General features: G+C 64.7%; 12 protein-coding genes. 4 read left to right on the forward strand and 8 right to left on the reverse strand.

Annotated features, from left to right (window positions below; all coding sequences use genetic code 11):
* Positions 1-112: 112 nt before the first annotated feature.
* Entirely contained in the window at positions 113-2,917 is a 2,805-nt protein-coding gene (locus BR78_RS0103130; protein ID WP_025560293.1) for a TonB-dependent receptor, read from the forward strand.
* A gap of 148 nt (positions 2,918-3,065) precedes the next feature.
* Here BR78_RS0103130 and BR78_RS0103135 read toward each other — a convergent pair whose 3' ends face one another.
* The 5 genes from BR78_RS0103135 to BR78_RS0103155 form a co-directional block, all read right to left on the reverse strand.
* Complete coding sequence (locus tag BR78_RS0103135) at positions 3,066-4,571, reverse strand: glycoside hydrolase family 27 protein (RefSeq protein ID WP_025560294.1); 1,506 nt, start codon at positions 4,569-4,571, stop codon at positions 3,066-3,068.
* Between the two features lie 48 nt (positions 4,572-4,619).
* Positions 4,620-6,035, reverse strand: coding sequence for an amino acid permease (locus tag BR78_RS0103140; RefSeq protein WP_025560295.1), 1,416 nt, complete (start codon positions 6,033-6,035; stop codon positions 4,620-4,622).
* 27 nt (positions 6,036-6,062) lie between these two features.
* Positions 6,063-6,713: a GntR family transcriptional regulator gene (locus BR78_RS0103145; protein WP_025560296.1), complete on the reverse strand. Its 651-nt coding sequence runs from the start codon at positions 6,711-6,713 to the stop codon at positions 6,063-6,065.
* Positions 6,714-6,774: 61 nt separating this feature from the next.
* Entirely contained in the window at positions 6,775-7,773 is a 999-nt protein-coding gene (locus tag BR78_RS0103150; protein ID WP_025560297.1) for a 4-hydroxyproline epimerase, read from the reverse strand.
* A gap of 8 nt (positions 7,774-7,781) precedes the next feature.
* A complete protein-coding gene (locus tag BR78_RS0103155) occupies positions 7,782-8,696 on the reverse strand; it encodes a dihydrodipicolinate synthase family protein (RefSeq protein ID WP_025560298.1) in 915 nt (304 codons plus the stop codon).
* Positions 8,697-8,767: 71 nt separating this feature from the next.
* On the opposite strand from BR78_RS0103155, the gene BR78_RS0103160 reads away from it, so the two are divergent.
* Genes BR78_RS0103160 through BR78_RS0103170 form a run of 3 tightly spaced genes read left to right on the forward strand, consistent with a single transcriptional unit; the run spans position 8,768 to position 12,044 of the window.
* Positions 8,768-9,997 (forward strand): NAD(P)/FAD-dependent oxidoreductase, encoded by a 1,230-nt coding sequence (locus BR78_RS0103160; RefSeq protein ID WP_025560299.1) that lies wholly within the window; start codon positions 8,768-8,770, stop codon positions 9,995-9,997.
* Positions 9,994-11,172 carry a M24 family metallopeptidase gene (locus BR78_RS0103165; RefSeq protein ID WP_025560300.1) on the forward strand — a complete coding sequence of 393 codons (1,179 nt, stop codon included), beginning with the start codon at positions 9,994-9,996 and terminating at the stop codon, positions 11,170-11,172. Before BR78_RS0103160 ends, BR78_RS0103165 begins: the two co-directional genes overlap by 4 nt.
* A complete protein-coding gene (locus BR78_RS0103170) occupies positions 11,169-12,044 on the forward strand; it encodes a hypothetical protein (protein ID WP_029934908.1) in 876 nt (291 codons plus the stop codon). Before BR78_RS0103165 ends, BR78_RS0103170 begins: the two co-directional genes overlap by 4 nt.
* Positions 12,045-12,397: 353 nt before the next feature.
* On the opposite strand, the gene BR78_RS0103175 is transcribed toward BR78_RS0103170, so the two are convergent.
* The 3 genes from BR78_RS0103175 to BR78_RS0103185 all read right to left on the reverse strand — a co-directional run bounded on the left by BR78_RS0103175 (position 12,398) and on the right by BR78_RS0103185 (position 16,522).
* Positions 12,398-12,928, reverse strand: a complete 531-nt coding sequence (locus BR78_RS0103175; protein ID WP_197021265.1) for a dihydrofolate reductase family protein — start codon at positions 12,926-12,928, stop codon at positions 12,398-12,400.
* A gap of 332 nt (positions 12,929-13,260) precedes the next feature.
* Positions 13,261-14,814 (reverse strand): family 43 glycosylhydrolase, encoded by a 1,554-nt coding sequence (locus BR78_RS0103180; protein ID WP_025560303.1) that lies wholly within the window; start codon positions 14,812-14,814, stop codon positions 13,261-13,263.
* Between the two features lies 1 nt (position 14,815).
* Entirely contained in the window at positions 14,816-16,522 is a 1,707-nt protein-coding gene (locus BR78_RS0103185; RefSeq protein WP_029934910.1) for a DUF885 domain-containing protein, read from the reverse strand.
* Positions 16,523-16,547: the final 25 nt, after the last annotated feature.

Below are 16,547 nucleotides of genomic sequence, written 5' to 3' on the forward strand. Positions count from 1 at the left end.
CCTGTCTCACTCAGCCGCCGAAGGACTGTTTCAGTCTCTTGACAGCGGCAAACTCGGTCATATGGTATACATTATATAGTATAGCCGAGAACGGCAGAGGGGGAGAAACACGATGAAGATTCGGGTCGGCATGAATTTTCGCGGCGTCGCGCGGGCGCTGGCATTGGCCACCGTCTCGGCAGGCGCACTGGCCGCGACACAGGTAATGGCGCAGGAGGTTCAGGCGCAGGACGAGGCCGGGACGGCAGAATCTTCGCAGGACCAGATCCTCGTGGTCGGCATCCGCGGCAGCGTCGACTCGGCGAACGAGAAGAAGCGGAACGCCAAGCAGATCGTCGATTCGGTCGTTTCAGAAGACGTCGGCAAGCTGCCCGACAACAACGTCCCCGAGGCTCTGGCGCGCGTGGCCGGGGTGCAGATCGATCGTGCGCATGGCGAAGGCCAGGCCGTCACGATCCGCGGTCTCGGCGACGTCCAAACCACGGTCAATGGCAACGAGGCCGGCGCTGCCGGTTCGCGTGCGCTCAACCTTGCCGACATCCCCGCGGAGCTGCTCAAGTCTGTCGAGGTCTACAAGACCCGCAGCGCCGACCAGGTCGAGGGCGGCATCGCCGGCACGGTCAATGTCGAGCTGCGCCGCCCGCTCGATCTGCGAAAGGGCCTGACGGTCGCCGGCAGCTTCCGCGAGACCTTCTCGGATCTCGGCGATACCAAAAGCCCATATGCCAGCCTGCTGCTCGCCGAACGTTTCGACACGCCGATCGGCGAAATGGGCTTCCTGCTCAACGGCTCCTACACCAAGAACAATTATTTCGAGAATTACGTCGTCAGCGAATCGCCGCAGCAGATCGGCTTCTTTGTCGGCAGTCCCGCGAACCTGACGCTGCCGGCGCCTCTACGGGAAACACTCATTCCCTATGCCATCAACTACGGTGTGGAATCGGGATCGATCAAGCGCCCGTCGCTCAATGCTTCATGGCAGTGGCGCGCGAACGAGCATCTCGATTTCGTGGTCGAAGGTTCCTATCTCGGGGTGCGCTCGGACGACGAGCGTAACAATCTCCGCATCCAGACCAACAACGACCAGGGCTCGTTCAGCGACGCTATCGTGAACCCCGATGGAACGATCCGCTCGGTGACGATCACCAATACTGGCGGTCAAGGCGTCCCGGGTGGCCCGCTAAACATCTATCAGAAGACCAAGAGCGATACCTACAACACCAATTTCGAGACCCATTGGAACTCGGACAAGGTGCAGATCCATTTCGGTACGCAGTATAACTGGTCCGACATGAACCAATATTTCGTCCAGAGTCAGAACCGTCTTACCGGCGGGACCGTGGCGAATGTCGATTTCAATTCGCCCAACGTTCCCGGCGGCGGCCCCTTCGTCACCTTCCCCGGCATCGACATCGGCAATCCGGCCAGTCACAAACTTTACCAGATCCACGATCAGCGTGGCACCAACAATGACACGCTGTTTGCGTCGGAACTCAAAATCACCGTTCAGACCAGCGCCACGGGCCTGCTGCGTTCGGCGCAGTTTGGCGCGCGCTTCACGAAGCACACGATGGCGCGGGATTACGGCTATCGCGATGCCTTCTACTTCACGACGGCAACCGCGCCGACGATGAATGCGGTGAGCGCCGCCACCGGCATCAGCGTCGCTTCGACGACTCCGGACATCGAGGGCGCACCGACCTGGTACCATCTCGACGGCGCCAGCCTGTACGACAACTTCACTGCCATGCGGGATTACATCATCAACAACGGGGCCGACCTCACCGGCCGCGACTGGACCCTTGCCCAGCCCGCGACCACCGATCCCGGCGAGAGCTTCAAGGAGCATGAACGCACCTTCGCCGCCTATGGCCAGCTCAACTACGGCTTCGATGCGTCCTTCCCGGTCGATGGCACTATCGGCCTGCGCTATGCCAACACATGGGGCACGGCGGTAAGCTCACGCTATGCGTGGAAGGCATTCCTGCCGAACGGCACGCCTGATTATGCGCAGGGCGTCGCTTACATGCCGACCGGCAGCAAGGCGAATTATGTCGACCTGCTGCCCAGCGCGACGGCGATCCTGCATTTCACGCCGAAGGTGCAGTTGCGCCTTTCCTACACGCACAATGTCCAGCGCCCGCAATTCTATGACATGCGCTCGGCCCTGAACATCCTCGATGCCGCGACGCAGGGACGGGTCTATGCGGGCAACCCGGACCTCAAGGCGATCCAGGAAAACAATTACGATGCCTCGCTCGAATATTATTGGGGCAAGGGCGGCATGGTCTCGCTCGGCACCTTCCTGAAGAACCAGACCGGCTTCATCTTCTACACCGAACAGCGTGAGGCGGTTCCCGGGCTGGCGCCCAACCCACTCGCCGCCGACGGCCTGTATATTGTCGGCAAGCCGCGCAACGCAGGTCCGGGAAAGATCTTCGGCTTCGAAGGACAGGTGAATACGTTCTTCGACTTCCTGCCCGGCTTTGCGAAGCATTTCGGCATCAACGCGAATTTCACCTATATCCCGGAAGCGTCGCTCCATCTCGCTTATGGGGATGATGATCTGAACGTAAAGGGGCTATATGATGCGCCCTATACGTCCAAATATACCGGCAACGTGGCGCTCCTCTACGATACGCCGACGTTCAGTGCCCGCGTCGCCTATAATTATCGCTCGAAGTACAAGACCTATATCGATTATGTGAACCCGGGCTATTCGATCTACACCAAGGCGACTTCGCGCCTCGACGCGGCAATCAACTTTACGCCGTTCAAGTTCCTGACATTGAGTGTCGAAGGTACCAATTTGCTGCACGACAACGCCGACTCCTATTTCGGCGCCTATGACGCGCTCCCGGTGGGTGTCCGGGTCCAGGCGCGCACGATCCAGACCAGCGCACGCTTCCGTTTCTAGAGGGCTCCCCGCTCCTCTCACTTTTGACGGGCCGCGGCGTATGCCGCGGCCCGTTTTTTCTGTGAAGGGGAGTTCGTGATGCGCGCGGCACGCCATCGGTCGTCGTCATACTGCCCGGCTGGGCGTTGGAGGAGCGTCCGCAGCCCCTTTACCTGCCCTTGACGCGCAGCATCACCGCGCCGTGCGCCGGTACGTCGAACGTCAGCGCATCGGCCGCCACCGGCTTCCCGCGCCACAAATCGCGCGCGGCGGTGATCGCGTCGAAGCCGGCATCCGCGGCACGCGCATCCATCCTGGCGGCACTGTCGCCGCGGTTGAACAGCGCCAGCGCCACCGAGCCATCGGCGAGCGGCTTGGACCAGATCTCGAGCGCGCCATCCTTGCGCACGGCCTTGCCCTGCACGCCCTTCGCATCCTGATCGACGGCGATCACGTCACGGTTCTCGAGCAGACGGAGCATTGCGGGCGGCGTCTGGCGCAGATCATGCCCCATCAGCAGCGGCGCGGCCGACATCGCCCACAGCGTCATGTGCGTGGTGTATTCGACTTCGGACATGCCGCCATTGCCTACTTCGAGCATGTCGGGATCGTTGAAGCCGTTCGGGCCAGTGTGCTCGGGATTGCCGTTCTTGTCGAAGCCGATCCGCGCCATCGTCGCATAATCGTCGGTGATGTCGCCGGTCGTGCGCCACAGATGGCCGCCGACCTGCCGGCCCCAGGCGCCGACGTCGAACCGGCCATATTCGCACAGCGAATAGACGATCGGCCGTCCGGTCGCCCTCAGCGCCGCACCCATCTCGGCATAGCTGCGCTTCACCGTATCGGCATCAGCGTAGAAATATTCGCCCGAGCAGAGATCGTATTTGAGATAGTCGATACCCCAGTCCGCAAAGGTCTGCGCGTCCTGCCGGACATGACCGTAGCTGCCCTCGAACCCGGCACAGGTGCGCGGCCCCTGCGAGCTGTAGATGCCGAGCTTGAGCCCCTTCGAATGTACGTAATCGGCGAGGGCCTTCATGTCGGGGAAATTGGCATTGGGGCGGATGCGCCCGTCGGGGCCGCGCTTCCCCTGCCAGCCATCGTCGATGTTGACATAGACATATCCGGCGTCGCGCAGCCCGGTGGAGACCATCGCGTCGGCCATCGCGCGGATCGTCTTGTCATCGATCTTGTCGGCGAACTTGTTCCAGCTGCTCCATCCCATCGGCGGCTTGGGCGCGAGCGGCGCTTGCTCGACCACCGCCCAGGCCGGCAGCGTCTGAAAACGGAATGCGCGCGCCTCGGCCTGCTTCGCCGTGCCGCGGTGGCCCGTCGCGTCGATTTTGGAGAACCACATCTGCCCTTCGAGCCGCACGCCCTTCGGCGTCTGCTTCACGGTCCACGTGCGGGTGGGATGCTCGCGGTCGTTGAGATTGCGCACGTCGAAGGTGAGCACGCCCTTGTCGAGCCGCGCATTCTGCATCGTCACCGGACCATACCATTGCGTGGTCACCGCGCCGGTGATGCGGTCGCCATCGCTGGCGACCTGCAACATGGTGATGCCCGGATTGGGTCCGGCATCGTCGAACAGCCAGACGCCGTCGAAGCGCGTCTGGGCGAGCGCCGTTCCGGTGAGCGATGTCGTGAGGGCAAGCGCCGTCAGCAGGTGTCGCACGGGGCTACTCCTTGTCGTTAGGACAGTAATTAAGACTCGAAACTCAGGTCAGGCGGGCAGTGCCCGCTGCTTCACTTCGCTGTGCCGCCAGCCATAAGCGAAGTAGACGGCCAACCCGATCAGGTTCCAGACGATGAAGCGCAGGATCGTCGCCGATGGCAGGCTGAACAGCAGATAGAGGCAGCCGAGGATCGCCAGCGTCCCGACCACATAAGGCGCGGGGCAACGGAACAGCCGCGGCGCATCGGGCGCGCGCTTCCGCAACACCATCAGGCACGCCCCAACCGCGACGAAAGCGAGCAATGTCCCGGCATTGGCGAGTTCGGCGATCTCGTCGAGGCGGAAGAAGCCGGCGACTGCCGCGATTACCGCGCCCGTGATCAACGTGATCCGGGTCGGCGCGCCGGTGCGTGGGGAGACCTTGGCAAGGCTGCGCGGGAGCAGCCCGTCACGCGCCATTACGAAGAAGATCCGGCTCTGGCCGTACATCATGACGAGAATTACCGAAGGCAGCGCGATCACCGCGGCCAGCGCTATGAGATGCCCGGCCACCGGCTGCCCCAGCGTGCGCAGCACGAGTGCCAACGGCTCGGCAGAATTGGCAAGCTGCTGGTACGGCAGCGCGCCCACAGCGGCGATTGCCACCGCCATGTAGATGATCGTGCAGACCAGCATCGAACCCACGATGCCGATGGTCAGGTCACGACCGGGACGCTTCGCCTCCTCGGCCGACGTGGCGACTGCGTCGAACCCGTAAAATGCGAAGAAGACGATCGCCGCGGCGGCCATCACCCCGCGCTTTTCTCCGCCGACCTCGGTCGAGCCGAAGCCATAGGGCATGAAAGGCTCGAGGTTGCTGCCGTCGAACGCGGGGAGCGCGAAGGCAACAAACACACCTAGTGCGACCAGCTTGATGACGACGAGGACGATGTTGAGTGTGGCGCTCTCGCGGGTGCCGGCGACGAGCATCCCCATCACGCTCAGCGCGACGGTCACGGCAGGCAGATTGATGATCCCACCCGCATGCGGCCCAGCGAGAAGCTCGGGCGGCAGGTGCACGCCCGCCGCCTGCAGCCAGCCGACCAGATAGCCCGACCAGCCGACCGCGACAGTCGAGCATGCGAGCGAATATTCGAGTACGAGGCTCCAGCCGACCACCCAGGCGATCTTCTCGCCCAGTGCAGCGTAGCTGAAGGTGTACGCGCTCCCCGCGGCGGGGATCATCGTCGCCAATTCGGCATAAGCGAGCGCCGCGCAGGCGCAGACCGCGCCGGCGATGGCAAAGGCGAGGATCACCGCCGGCCCGGCGCGTTCGGCGCCGACGCCGGTGAGAGTGTAGATGCCGGTGCCGACGATCGCACCCACGCCGAGGGCTATCAGATGCGGCCAGCTGAGCGTCTTGGCGAGTGCATGGCCCTCCGCGTGCTTAGTGACTGAATCAAGCGATTTACGCGGACCGAACATGCAGCTTCCCCCTGAGTTTTTGGTCGACTAGGCCGTTGAGCCGAATTGCTGACGAAGATCGTCGAGCGTGCCCTGAATATGACCGGTGAGCAGCGTGGTCAGCTTGGCGCCGTCACGCGCCAACCAGGCATCGAGCAAGTCCTGATGCTCGGTATGCGCGCGGGATTCGCGTCCCGCGGGCTGCAGATGCGCAACTACATAGCGTTCAGCGAGGATCGACAGTCGCTCGACCAATTGAGTGGTCAGCAAACGGCCACCTGGCCGCACCAATGCGGTATGGAAATCACGATTGCGCACAGCGACTTCAGCCAGGTTGCTGGCCGCGGCGCCGTCGAGCTCCTCGAAGGCACGGATCGCGGCGGCCCGATCTGCATCGGTCGCGCGTTCGGCGGCATACACCGCGGCCGGCGGCTCGATGGCGAGCCGGAGTACATAGATCTCGTCGACCTGTCCCGCCGACATAGGCTGGACGAAATAACCGCGATTGGCGTGGCTAGTCAGCAACCCTTCGTGCTCGAGCCGCGCCAACGCCTCACGCAGAGGAATCTTGCTCACGCCGAGCTCGGTAGCCAGCGCATCCTGACGGATCGGCAAATTGTCGGGCAGTTGTCCGGTCACGATCTGCTCGCGCACGATCTCGAAGACGCGCTCGGCCAACGTACGTACGACGATACTCATGACCGTCTCTCCTTCAAATGGGAGCGCCCGTGTTCGAATGAACGGCGCGGAATCAGATGCATTACTTAACCTGAAACCCTTCCCAGAATGGATCAGCACGATCAATCCATATCGTGTTGAAGCCCGTTGCGATCGCAGACCCTTCCACCGACGGGATGATTGCCGGCTGATTGCCGAGACGCGTCTCCGCCTCGACGCGGCCGACGAAGCGGCTGCCGATATAGCTTTCATGGACGAAGCGATCACCGACCGCGAGTTTGTCTGCCGCGGCGAGATGCGCGAGGCGCGCTGAAGTCCCAGTGCCGCACGGACTGCGATCGATCGCCTTGTCGCCATAGAACACCGCGTTGCGCCCGTCGGCGCCGTCCCCGCGCGGCTTGTCCGCCCAGAGGACGTGACTGACACCGCGGATCGTGGAGTCGAGCGGATGCACCGGCTCGAACTTTTCGCGCACCGCTTCGCGAATGCGCCCGCTGAGGTCGATCAGGCGCGACGCGCCGAGATCGTCGAGCCCGGTATAGCCGCCCTGAGGCTCGATGATCGCGTAATAATTGCCGCCGTAAGCGACATCGATCGACAGCGGGCCGATGCCTTCGACATCAACCTGGATTCCGCGCGCCGCGACATAAGCGGGCACGTTGGTGATGCGCACCGCGGTGACCTTATCGCCTTCACGCATATAGGCCACGTCGATCACGCCGGCGGGCACTTCGATCCGGAGCTTTCCGGGCTCGGCCGGCTGGATCAGCCCGTGTTCGAGCCCGAAGGTGACCATGCCGATCGTACCGTGGCCGCACATCGGCAGGCATCCGGAGGTCTCGATGAACAGGATGCCGACGTCCGCATCGGGCTGTGTCGGCGGATAGAGGAACCCGCCCGACATCATGTCGTGCCCGCGCGGCTCGAAGCACAGCCCGGTGCGGATCCAATCGAAGCGGGCGAGGAAATCCTGCCGCCTCTCCGACATCGACGCACCCTTGAGCAAGGGCGCACCGCCAGCCACCAGGCGAACCGGATTGCCGGCGGTGTGGCCGTCGATGCAGAAGAAGGTGTGCCGCATCTTGCGCGTCAGGCGGCCTTGGCGACGGTCAGGCTGGGTCGCGTCGCCGCCGCCTTCTCGACCATGGCGATCACTTCGGCGCGGCGTGCGCCTTCCAGCGGATAGCGCGGCGGCAGCACGCGCTCGGAGCCGCGGCCCATCACTTGCTCGGCGAGCTTGATCGACTGGACGAGGTCATGCTCGGCATCGAGATGGAGCAACGGCATGAACCAGCGATAGATTTCGAGCGCCTTGGCATGATCGCCCCGCTCGAATGCCGCGACGAGCTCGACCGATTCCTTGGGGAAGGCATTGGTGAGGCCCGACACCCAGCCCTGCGCGCCGAGGAAAAGGCCTTCCAGCGCGACATCGTCAAGGCCGGCGAACAGCACGTAGCGACCGCCGAAATCATTGCGGAAATCGGTGAAGCGGCGCGTGTCCGGAGCCGATTCCTTGACCGCGACGATGTTTTTCACCGGCTTGAGCGCCTCGAGGACTTCGTTATCGATCACCGAGCGATAGGCGGGCGGATTGTTGTAGAGCATGATCGGCAGCCCGGTCTGGTCCGCAACGCCCTTGAAATGGGCGACCATCTCGTGCGGCTTGGGCACATAGACCATCGGGGGCAGCAGCATCAGGCCGTCCGCGCCAGCCGTCTCGGCCGCCTGGGCATAGCGAACCGCGCGGCGCGTGTCATATTCGGATACGCCGGTGATCACCGGGACCCGGCCATTGACCACCTCGACGATCGCGGAGAGCACGCTGACCTTCTCACCGAAATCGAGCGAGTTGTTCTCGCCCACCGTTCCCAGCGCGATCACGCCGGTGACGCCGTCACGGATCAAATCGTCCACTACGCGCTGCGTGTCGGTCAGGTCGATCGACAGGTCCTCCCTCAGCTGAGTCGTCACCGCGGGAAAAACGCCCTTCCAACCGATCGTCATCATATACCCCGTTCTTGAAGTCGAATAACGTATACGATACTGATTTTTGCGTTGCAATAGAGGATAACCGGTTGAGGCGAATAACGATCATTGGCGGCGGCGTGGTCGGGCTATCCTGCGCGTCCGCGCTGTTGCGCGCAGGGCACGCGGTTATCGTGCTGGAATCCAGTACGATGCGCAATGCTGCGTCGTGGGGAAATGCCGGGCATATCGCAACCGAGCAGGTCGCGCCGCTGGCATCGATGGCGAGCCTGCGCTCGGCTTGGCGCCGGCGCTTCGCCGCAGGCGGTGCGCTCGACCTGCCGGTACACGGCGTGCGCACTTGGCTTCCGTTCGCGTTGCGCTTCCTCGCTGCTGCACGGCCCGATCGCTTTCGTGCCGGCGGCGATGCATTGCGCGCGCTCCTCGCCGAGGCGCTCCCGGCGTGGCAGCGCGCGCCCTGGGCCGGGCAGCTGGTGAAGACGGAAGGTCATTTCGTCATATGGGGCGACACGGCCCAGGCAGCGGCCGGCAAAGCGGTGTGGCTAAGCGCCGACATCGGGACGGCACGGGTGGACGACGCTGCCCCGCAAGACATCGCCCGGATACGCGCAGTCATCCCTGCGCCGATCGCGGGTGCGCTGCGTTTCACCGGGACCGGCCAGATCAGCGACCTCGATCTGCTCGCCGCCGCACTCGAGAACGACATCCTCCAGCAAGGCGGCCAGATCCTGCGCGAGACCGGCACGCTGATCCTTGAACAGGGGCAAGCGCGGGTGCCCGGGCATGAAGCCGATCTGGTGCTCGTCACCGCCGGTGTGCACAGCAAGCCTCTGGTCGAGCGCGCCGGACACCACGCGCCGATCGTCGCCGAGCGCGGCTATCATATCCGCGCCGTCGCGGATCACTGGCCCGCCGACTTGCCCCCGATCGTGTTCGAGGATCGATCGATGATCGTCACGCGTTATGCCGACACGGTCCAGGCCGCGAGCTTCGTCGAGCTGGGGCGGCCGGACGCGCCGCCCGACCCGCGCAAATGGGAACGGCTGGAGCACCGTGTCACCGAACTCGGCCTGCCGATGCGGCCGCCCTTCACGCGCTGGATGGGCGCCCGCCCTACCCTGCCCGACTATCTGCCGGCAATCGGCCGCTCGCGCCGCGCGGCCAATCTGCTTTACGCCTTCGGGCATCAGCATCTGGGCCTGACGCTCGCACCGATCACTGCCGAACTGGTGGCGGCGCTGGCGAACGAAACCCATCCCCACATCGATCTGACGCCGTTCGATCTCGAGCGATTCGGCGGCAAAGGAGGACGCGCATGACCATCGGCGGCTCGACTATCGCGGCGGAACTCGCCGCGCTGGAGCAATGGCCTTCCCCTGCCCCGCCTATCGGCAAAGAGGAGCGCAACGCGCGGCTGGAACGCGCCCGCGCGCGGCTGGCGGCGATCGGCGCCGACGCCCTGCTGGTCAATGCCGGGCCGAGCCTGCGCTATTTCACCGGGATCGGCTGGTCGCCGACCGAGCGGCTGGTGGCCATGCTGCTGCCCGTCAGCGGCAAGCCGTGGATCCTCTGCCCCGCTTTCGAGCGCGGATCACTGGAGGCCGAACTGGCGATCGATGCCGAATTGCTGCTGTGGGAGGAGGACGAGAGCCCGCTCGCGCTGATCGGAGACGCGCTGGCGGCGAATGCCGTGCTCGCGCTCGATCCACTGCTGCCGTTCCATTGGTCCGAGCCGCTGCGCGCATCGTTCCGACCGGTCTCCGGCGCTTTGGTGATCGACGGTTTGCGCATGGTGAAGTCCGCGACCGAACTCGCGCTGATGCAACAGGCCAAGCAGATGACGCTCGAGGTCCACCGCCGTGCGGCGGGCGTCCTCGCGCCCGGCATGTGCGCAAGCACGGTCAAGCGCTTCATCGACGATGCGCACCGCGCGCTGGGTGCTGCGGGGTCGACATTTTGTGCGGTGCAGTTCGGAACCGCAACTGCCTATCCGCACGGCCTGCCCGGCGACCAGCAGCTCGAGGAAGGCCAATTGGTGCTGATCGATACCGGATGCACGGTCGACGGCTATCATTCGGACATCACCCGCACCTATGCGTTCGGCGCGGTCGATGACGAGATCCGCACGCTCTGGGCGCTGGAGAAGGAAGCGCAGGCCGCCGCCTTCGACGCTGTCGAACCGGGCGCGCCATGCGAGAGCGTCGATGCCGCCGCGCGGCGCGTGCTCGAACGCGCCGGCCTCGGTCCCGATTATCGCCTGCCCGGCCTTCCGCACCGCACCGGACACGGCATCGGCCTCGCGATCCACGAACCCGCCTATCTCGTCCGCGGTGACCACACGCCGCTGGCGCCGGGCATGTGCTTCTCGAACGAACCGATGATCGTCGTGCCCGAGCGCTTCGGCATCCGGCTGGAGGACCATATGCATGTGACCGAGACCGGCGCCGCCTGGTTCACCGAGCCGCAGCATTCGCTCGACCAGCCCTTCGCATGAGGCGTGCGCTTCCCCTGCTGGCGGCCGCCGCTTCGCTCGCCGGTTGCGCGGGCAAGCCTGCGCCGATCGACGCGCCGCCTGCGATGCTCAAGCTCGACCCGTTCTACGTCAAATCGATCGACGCGAACGGCGTCCCGATATCCTCATCGCGAGCGGTGCCCGACGCGGCGCTGCAGGTCGCGCGGCGGATGATAGTGGCGATGCTCACGCGCCGTCCCGATCTCGCCCGCGAACTGGTGCGGGCCGGGCAGCGCGTGATGGTCATGGGAGTCGACGAACTCACTACCGACGTCCCCGAACAACGCGACTGGAAGAAGCCGGCGATCGACGATCCCCGCCTCACCCGGTGCGAGCGCAAACTCTATGACATGCGGATCGGCCGGCTGACCGACCGCGAATATTGGGGCCGCCGCGCGCGCGGCATGGGCGGGTTGCTGACCAGCGCCGCGACCGAGAACCTGCTCGCGATCCCAGGCACCAAATATTATGGCGAGACGATCCTCGTCCACGAATTCTCGCATGCGATCCTCTACGCCGTGCAGGCGGTTGATCCCGAGCTCTACGCGCAGGTCGAGCTGGCCTATGCCGCGGCGAAGGACAAGGGCCTGTGGACCGGCGAATATGGCGCGACCACGGTCCAGGAATATTGGGCCGAGGGCACGCAATTCTGGTTCAACTCGAACAAGCTCGCGGTGGTCGATGGTGTACGCATCTTGTCCGATACCGATCTGCGCCGGCACGACCCGGCGCTCGCCGCGGTGCTGCGTGCTGTCTATGGCGAGCGGCATCGCCTGCCCGGCGACCCCTTCTACAAGCACCCGGCACGCGTGCCGCCGGGGCCGATCCCGACGAGCACTGCCGAGATTTGCTGAACGTGCGCGCAATATGTGGCGCGGTTTCGGGTCTTGAAATGTAGGATTTCGTCTGCTTGCCTCATTCCCTCGTCAGCCCGGCCTGAGCGCCTGCCTTGCAGGCAGTCGAAGGAGTCGGGATGACTGAATTTAAAGGTTGTCGAGCTCTCCACCCAGGGTGGGCGGTCTCGCAACCGGTTCTTTGACATTGTCGGACGGATCCATACCAGATCCAGGAGATTCACACGGCGCGCGTGCGGTCGCTTCGATGTCGCGCAGCGGGGCGCATCAAACGGGGCAGTGTCAACCTGGTGTCCCTTGAATTTCGTGATGGCGAATGTCCGCGATGCGTCGGTTTCGGACTTCGCACGGGGCTATTTGCGAACTCGGTATCGGATATGTGTTGCGTGCGGCGTGTCTACGACGCCGATAATTTCCAGCTCAATCTCCCGAGGCAATATGTCGAACATGCGGCGGCCGCGTCCAAGCAGCACTGGTATGTGGTGGATTCTCAGCTCATCCAGCACTCCAGCCTCAAGCGCCCGCTGTGCAGTGTATCCACCGCGGACCTGCACCTCCCGATCGCCGGCTGCGGCCTTCGCCTGTTCCATCGCGCTGGCGATCCCGTCGTTGACATAGGTAACCAGCGGGTAGCCCCAACGAGCGGCAGGGCCGGGCGGCCGGTGGCTCGGGACGAAAATGGGCGCGCCGTTATGACTACCGCCCCAATGATCCATCAGCTCGGCCGTCCGCCGACCAGCAAGGACGGCACCGGCTTTGCCCATCTCATTCTCCAGCTCTCGCGCGAGGTCGCCAGTCTTGGCCCAGTCGTGCAGCCGCTCCCCGTCCTCACCCCCGAGATAGTCGTTCTCATCGGCGATATAGCCATCGAGGGACATAGACATGTCGAGTACCGATATGGACATCCTGACACCCTCTGAAACAGAGCTTCCAGGGCGACTTTCGCAGTCTTCTTCAGTATCCGCAACGGATCGAAAACTGAGAACCCCTCAATCGTCTCATGGCGGCTTTTCGATCTTCGCGGCTCCGTAGCGGACGGCACCAACGGCCAAGCCAGTCACCCCAATACTATGACGGACCGACTTTCAACGCCCCTCCGTTCTAGGAGGGGCCAGGGATGGGTGGCACCGGCCTCGATGCCCCAGCGGGTGCCATTTTGCTGGCAGGTCAGAGATTCTTTTGGGCGCGCCGACGCGCGCACCCACCCCGATACGCCCTAGTTCTTCCCGCAGGCAGGGGCTGCAACACCTGCCGCCGCCGGCACGCGGGGCCGCGGCGCGAGCACTTCCCATTCCTGCACGCCCACCCCCGCATAGGGGCCGCTACCCGAAGCGTCGAATACCATGCGCAGGCAGCGCGTCGTCACCGGCGCGAAGCGGACTTCCTCGAATGCGCCGGGCGTCGTGCCGTAGCCGCTTGTCCCGGCCACCGGCTTCCACGCACCATCCCAATATTCGAGGCGCCACGCCGCGGGCGGCGCGACGCCGATCCCCGATCCGGCGGGCTGGTCGGCGAAGAAATAGACGCGCGACCCGTCGACCGTCACCGGCTTCGCCCAGCGATATTCGACCCAGGGCTGCTTCGGGTTGTTGCCGTTCCACGTGCCCCACATTTCCGGCGGCAGCGGGTTGGCGCGGACCTTGCCGTCGTTGAGCGCGGCGATCCAATATTGCACCGGCACGACGTTCGATGACACCGCCGAAGCCGAGCCCGCGATGTTGCGCGTCGGCTTTGGCGCGGGCTGCGGTGCGCGGGTCGGCACCACCGGTCGGATCGCGGCGGGCGAGACGCTGTCGTCCCACTGCATTTCATCGATCGCCACGCTGCGCCGGAAATGCCCGCCGCCCACTGCGTCGGCGGTGTGATACACCATGTACCACTTGCCTTTAAATTCGACGGCACCGGCATGCGAGGTCGTCGAGGAGACCGGGCGCAGCGCGACTCCGCGATAGGTCCACGGCCCCAGCGGCGAAGTCGCGGTGCCCCAGGCCTGGCAGGCGTGATAGACCGCCGGCGTGCAGGCGCTGTCCGGGCCGGCCTTGTTGCCGGCGTAGAGCATGTAATAGACAAGCTTGCGCTTCAGGATCCACGGTGCCTCGAAGAAGCCGGTCAGCCCCTCGATCCGCTTCTCCGGTCCCTTGGGCGTGATCATGTCGCGTTCGAGTTCCATCCCGCGCAACTGACCGAACGTGCCCCAATAGATGTAGACCCGGCCATCGTCGTCGAGCAGCACGGTCGGATCGATATTCTGGATATTGTTCGCAACGGGCAGCTTTTGCGAGATGATCGGCCCCGACGGGTGGGCATCCTTCCACGGCCCGGTCGGACGATCCGCCACCGCGACGCCGATCGCGAAGCGGTCCTTAGCGTCGCTGTTCTTCTCGAGCACCGGCGCATAGAAATAGAATCGCCCGTCGGGCCCTTTGACGATCTGCCCGGCATAGGCCCGCGCCGGCTCGGCCCAGGCGAAGACATTCTCGGGCCGGATGAAGCCGGGGGTATGCCGCCATTTCCGCGACGCCGGATCGCGCGTCGACAGCAGCTGCCATTCGGGCATGATGAAGTCGTTGACCTCGGGCTCGGCCATGTCGCGCCCGGTGAGGATGTAGAGCGTGTCGCCATCGACCAGCGGCGCCGGATCCGTCGTGTAGAAACGGCCGTCGGCGAGGATCGGGTTGCCCTTCGCGATCACCGTCTCGGACGCGGTCTGCGCGCAGGCCGCGCCGGGAAGCGCCGCCAGCAGCGGCGCGAGGGCAACCAGTCGCTTCATGTCATTCCTCGTCCGGGTAAGGGCCCTTGCCGCCCTCGGCGATGAGCTGGTCGACGCGGCGGTTGATCTCGGGAATCGGCACCGATCCCAGCGCGAGCACCGCGTCGTGGAAGGCACGGATGTTGAACTTCGCGCCGAGTGCCTTTTCGGCGCGGGCGCGTGCTTTCAGGATCGCGAGCTCGCCGGTGTAATAGCTCAGCGCCTGCCCCGGCCAGGCGATGTAGCGATCGACTTCGGTCTCGATCTCGTGATCGGCCAGCGCGGTATTGTCGTGGAGGAATTGCTGTGCCTGTTCGCGGCTCCAGCCCTGCGCATGGATGCCGGTGTCGACCACCAGCCGTGCTGCGCGCCACATCTGGTAGGAAAGCATGCCGAACACCTCGTACGGCGTCTGGTACATTCCCATCTCTTCGCCCAGCGCCTCGCAATAAAGCGCCCAGCCCTCACCATAGACCGAGAGATAGGTGTCGCGCCGAAATGCCGGCAGGTCCTTGTTCTCCGCCGCGAGCGGCATCTGGAAGGCATGCCCCGGCGCGCTCTCGTGTAGCGTCAGCGCTGGCAGCGAGTAGAGCGGCCGCGCCGGCAGATTGTACGTGTTGATCAGATACACGCCGGGCCCGCCGCGCCCGCCGGTGTAGAAGGGCGCGATGTCGTCGGGCACCGGAATGATCGCGAAGCGGCTGCGCGGCAACCGGCCGAAATATTTCGAGGCCTTGCCGTCGAAGGTCTTGGCGATCCACGCCCCGCGATCGAGCAGAGCCTGCGGCGTCTTCGCGTAGAATTGCGGATCGGTGCGCAGGAACTTGAGGAAGGCGGCAAGATCGCCCTTGAATCCGACCTGCTGCATCACGTCGTGCATCCGGGCACGGATCTTGGCGACTTCGGCGAGGCCGATCGCATGGACCTGCTCGGGGGTCTGGTCGAGCGTGGTGTATTCGGCGACCTTGGACTGGTAATAGGCCCGCCCGTCGGGAAGGTCATATGCCGCGAGCGCCGTCCGCGCGCCGGGAATATATTCGTCGCGCAGGAAGCGCAGCAGCTTCGCATGCGCGGGCACCACTGCCTCGCGGATCGCCGCCTCGCCCTCGGCGCGCAGCTTTGCCTGGGTCGCCGCCGGCATGCCCGCCGGGAATTTGGAGAAGGGCGCGAAGAACGGCGAATCCGCCGGCGACTTCGCCTCGGCGACCTTGGCCACCCCCGCATCGCGGCCCTGTAACGTGATCCGAGACGGCGTGAAGCCGCGCTTGAGCCCCGCGCGCATATTGACGATCTGCTGGTCGAAGTACCGCGGGATATCGCGCAGCGTCGCCAGGTAACGGCGATAATCCTTCTCGCGCACGAAATCGCCGCGTGCGGATTCGGCGAGGTCGCCCCAGAAGCTGCTGTCGGCGTTGAGCGGCTTCTCGTAGTCGCGATATTGCTGCTCGTTCAGCAGCGCCTCGATCTGTCCCTTGAACACCGCGTAATTGACTCGCTCGGCGGGCGAGAGCTTTGCCGGATCGATCTTGCCCAGAGCAGAGAGCGTCGCCGTCCAGCGCGCCAGCCTTTCGGCCTGCGCGGCGGGGCCGATGTCGGGAAGCCCGAGCTTCTGGTCCTTGGGGCTATCCTCATTCGGCGCCTGCTGGCGCTGCCGCCACGCATATTCTTCGGTGTACAGTTTCCGAAGCTGCGCATCGGGTCCAGGCAACGGCGCCGCCGCCGTCAGCATCGCCGCGCCTACCAGCAAAATCCCT

The sequence above is a fragment of the Sphingomonas sp. UNC305MFCol5.2 genome, from assembly GCF_000712135.1.
Lineage (GTDB): Bacteria > Pseudomonadota > Alphaproteobacteria > Sphingomonadales > Sphingomonadaceae > Sphingomonas.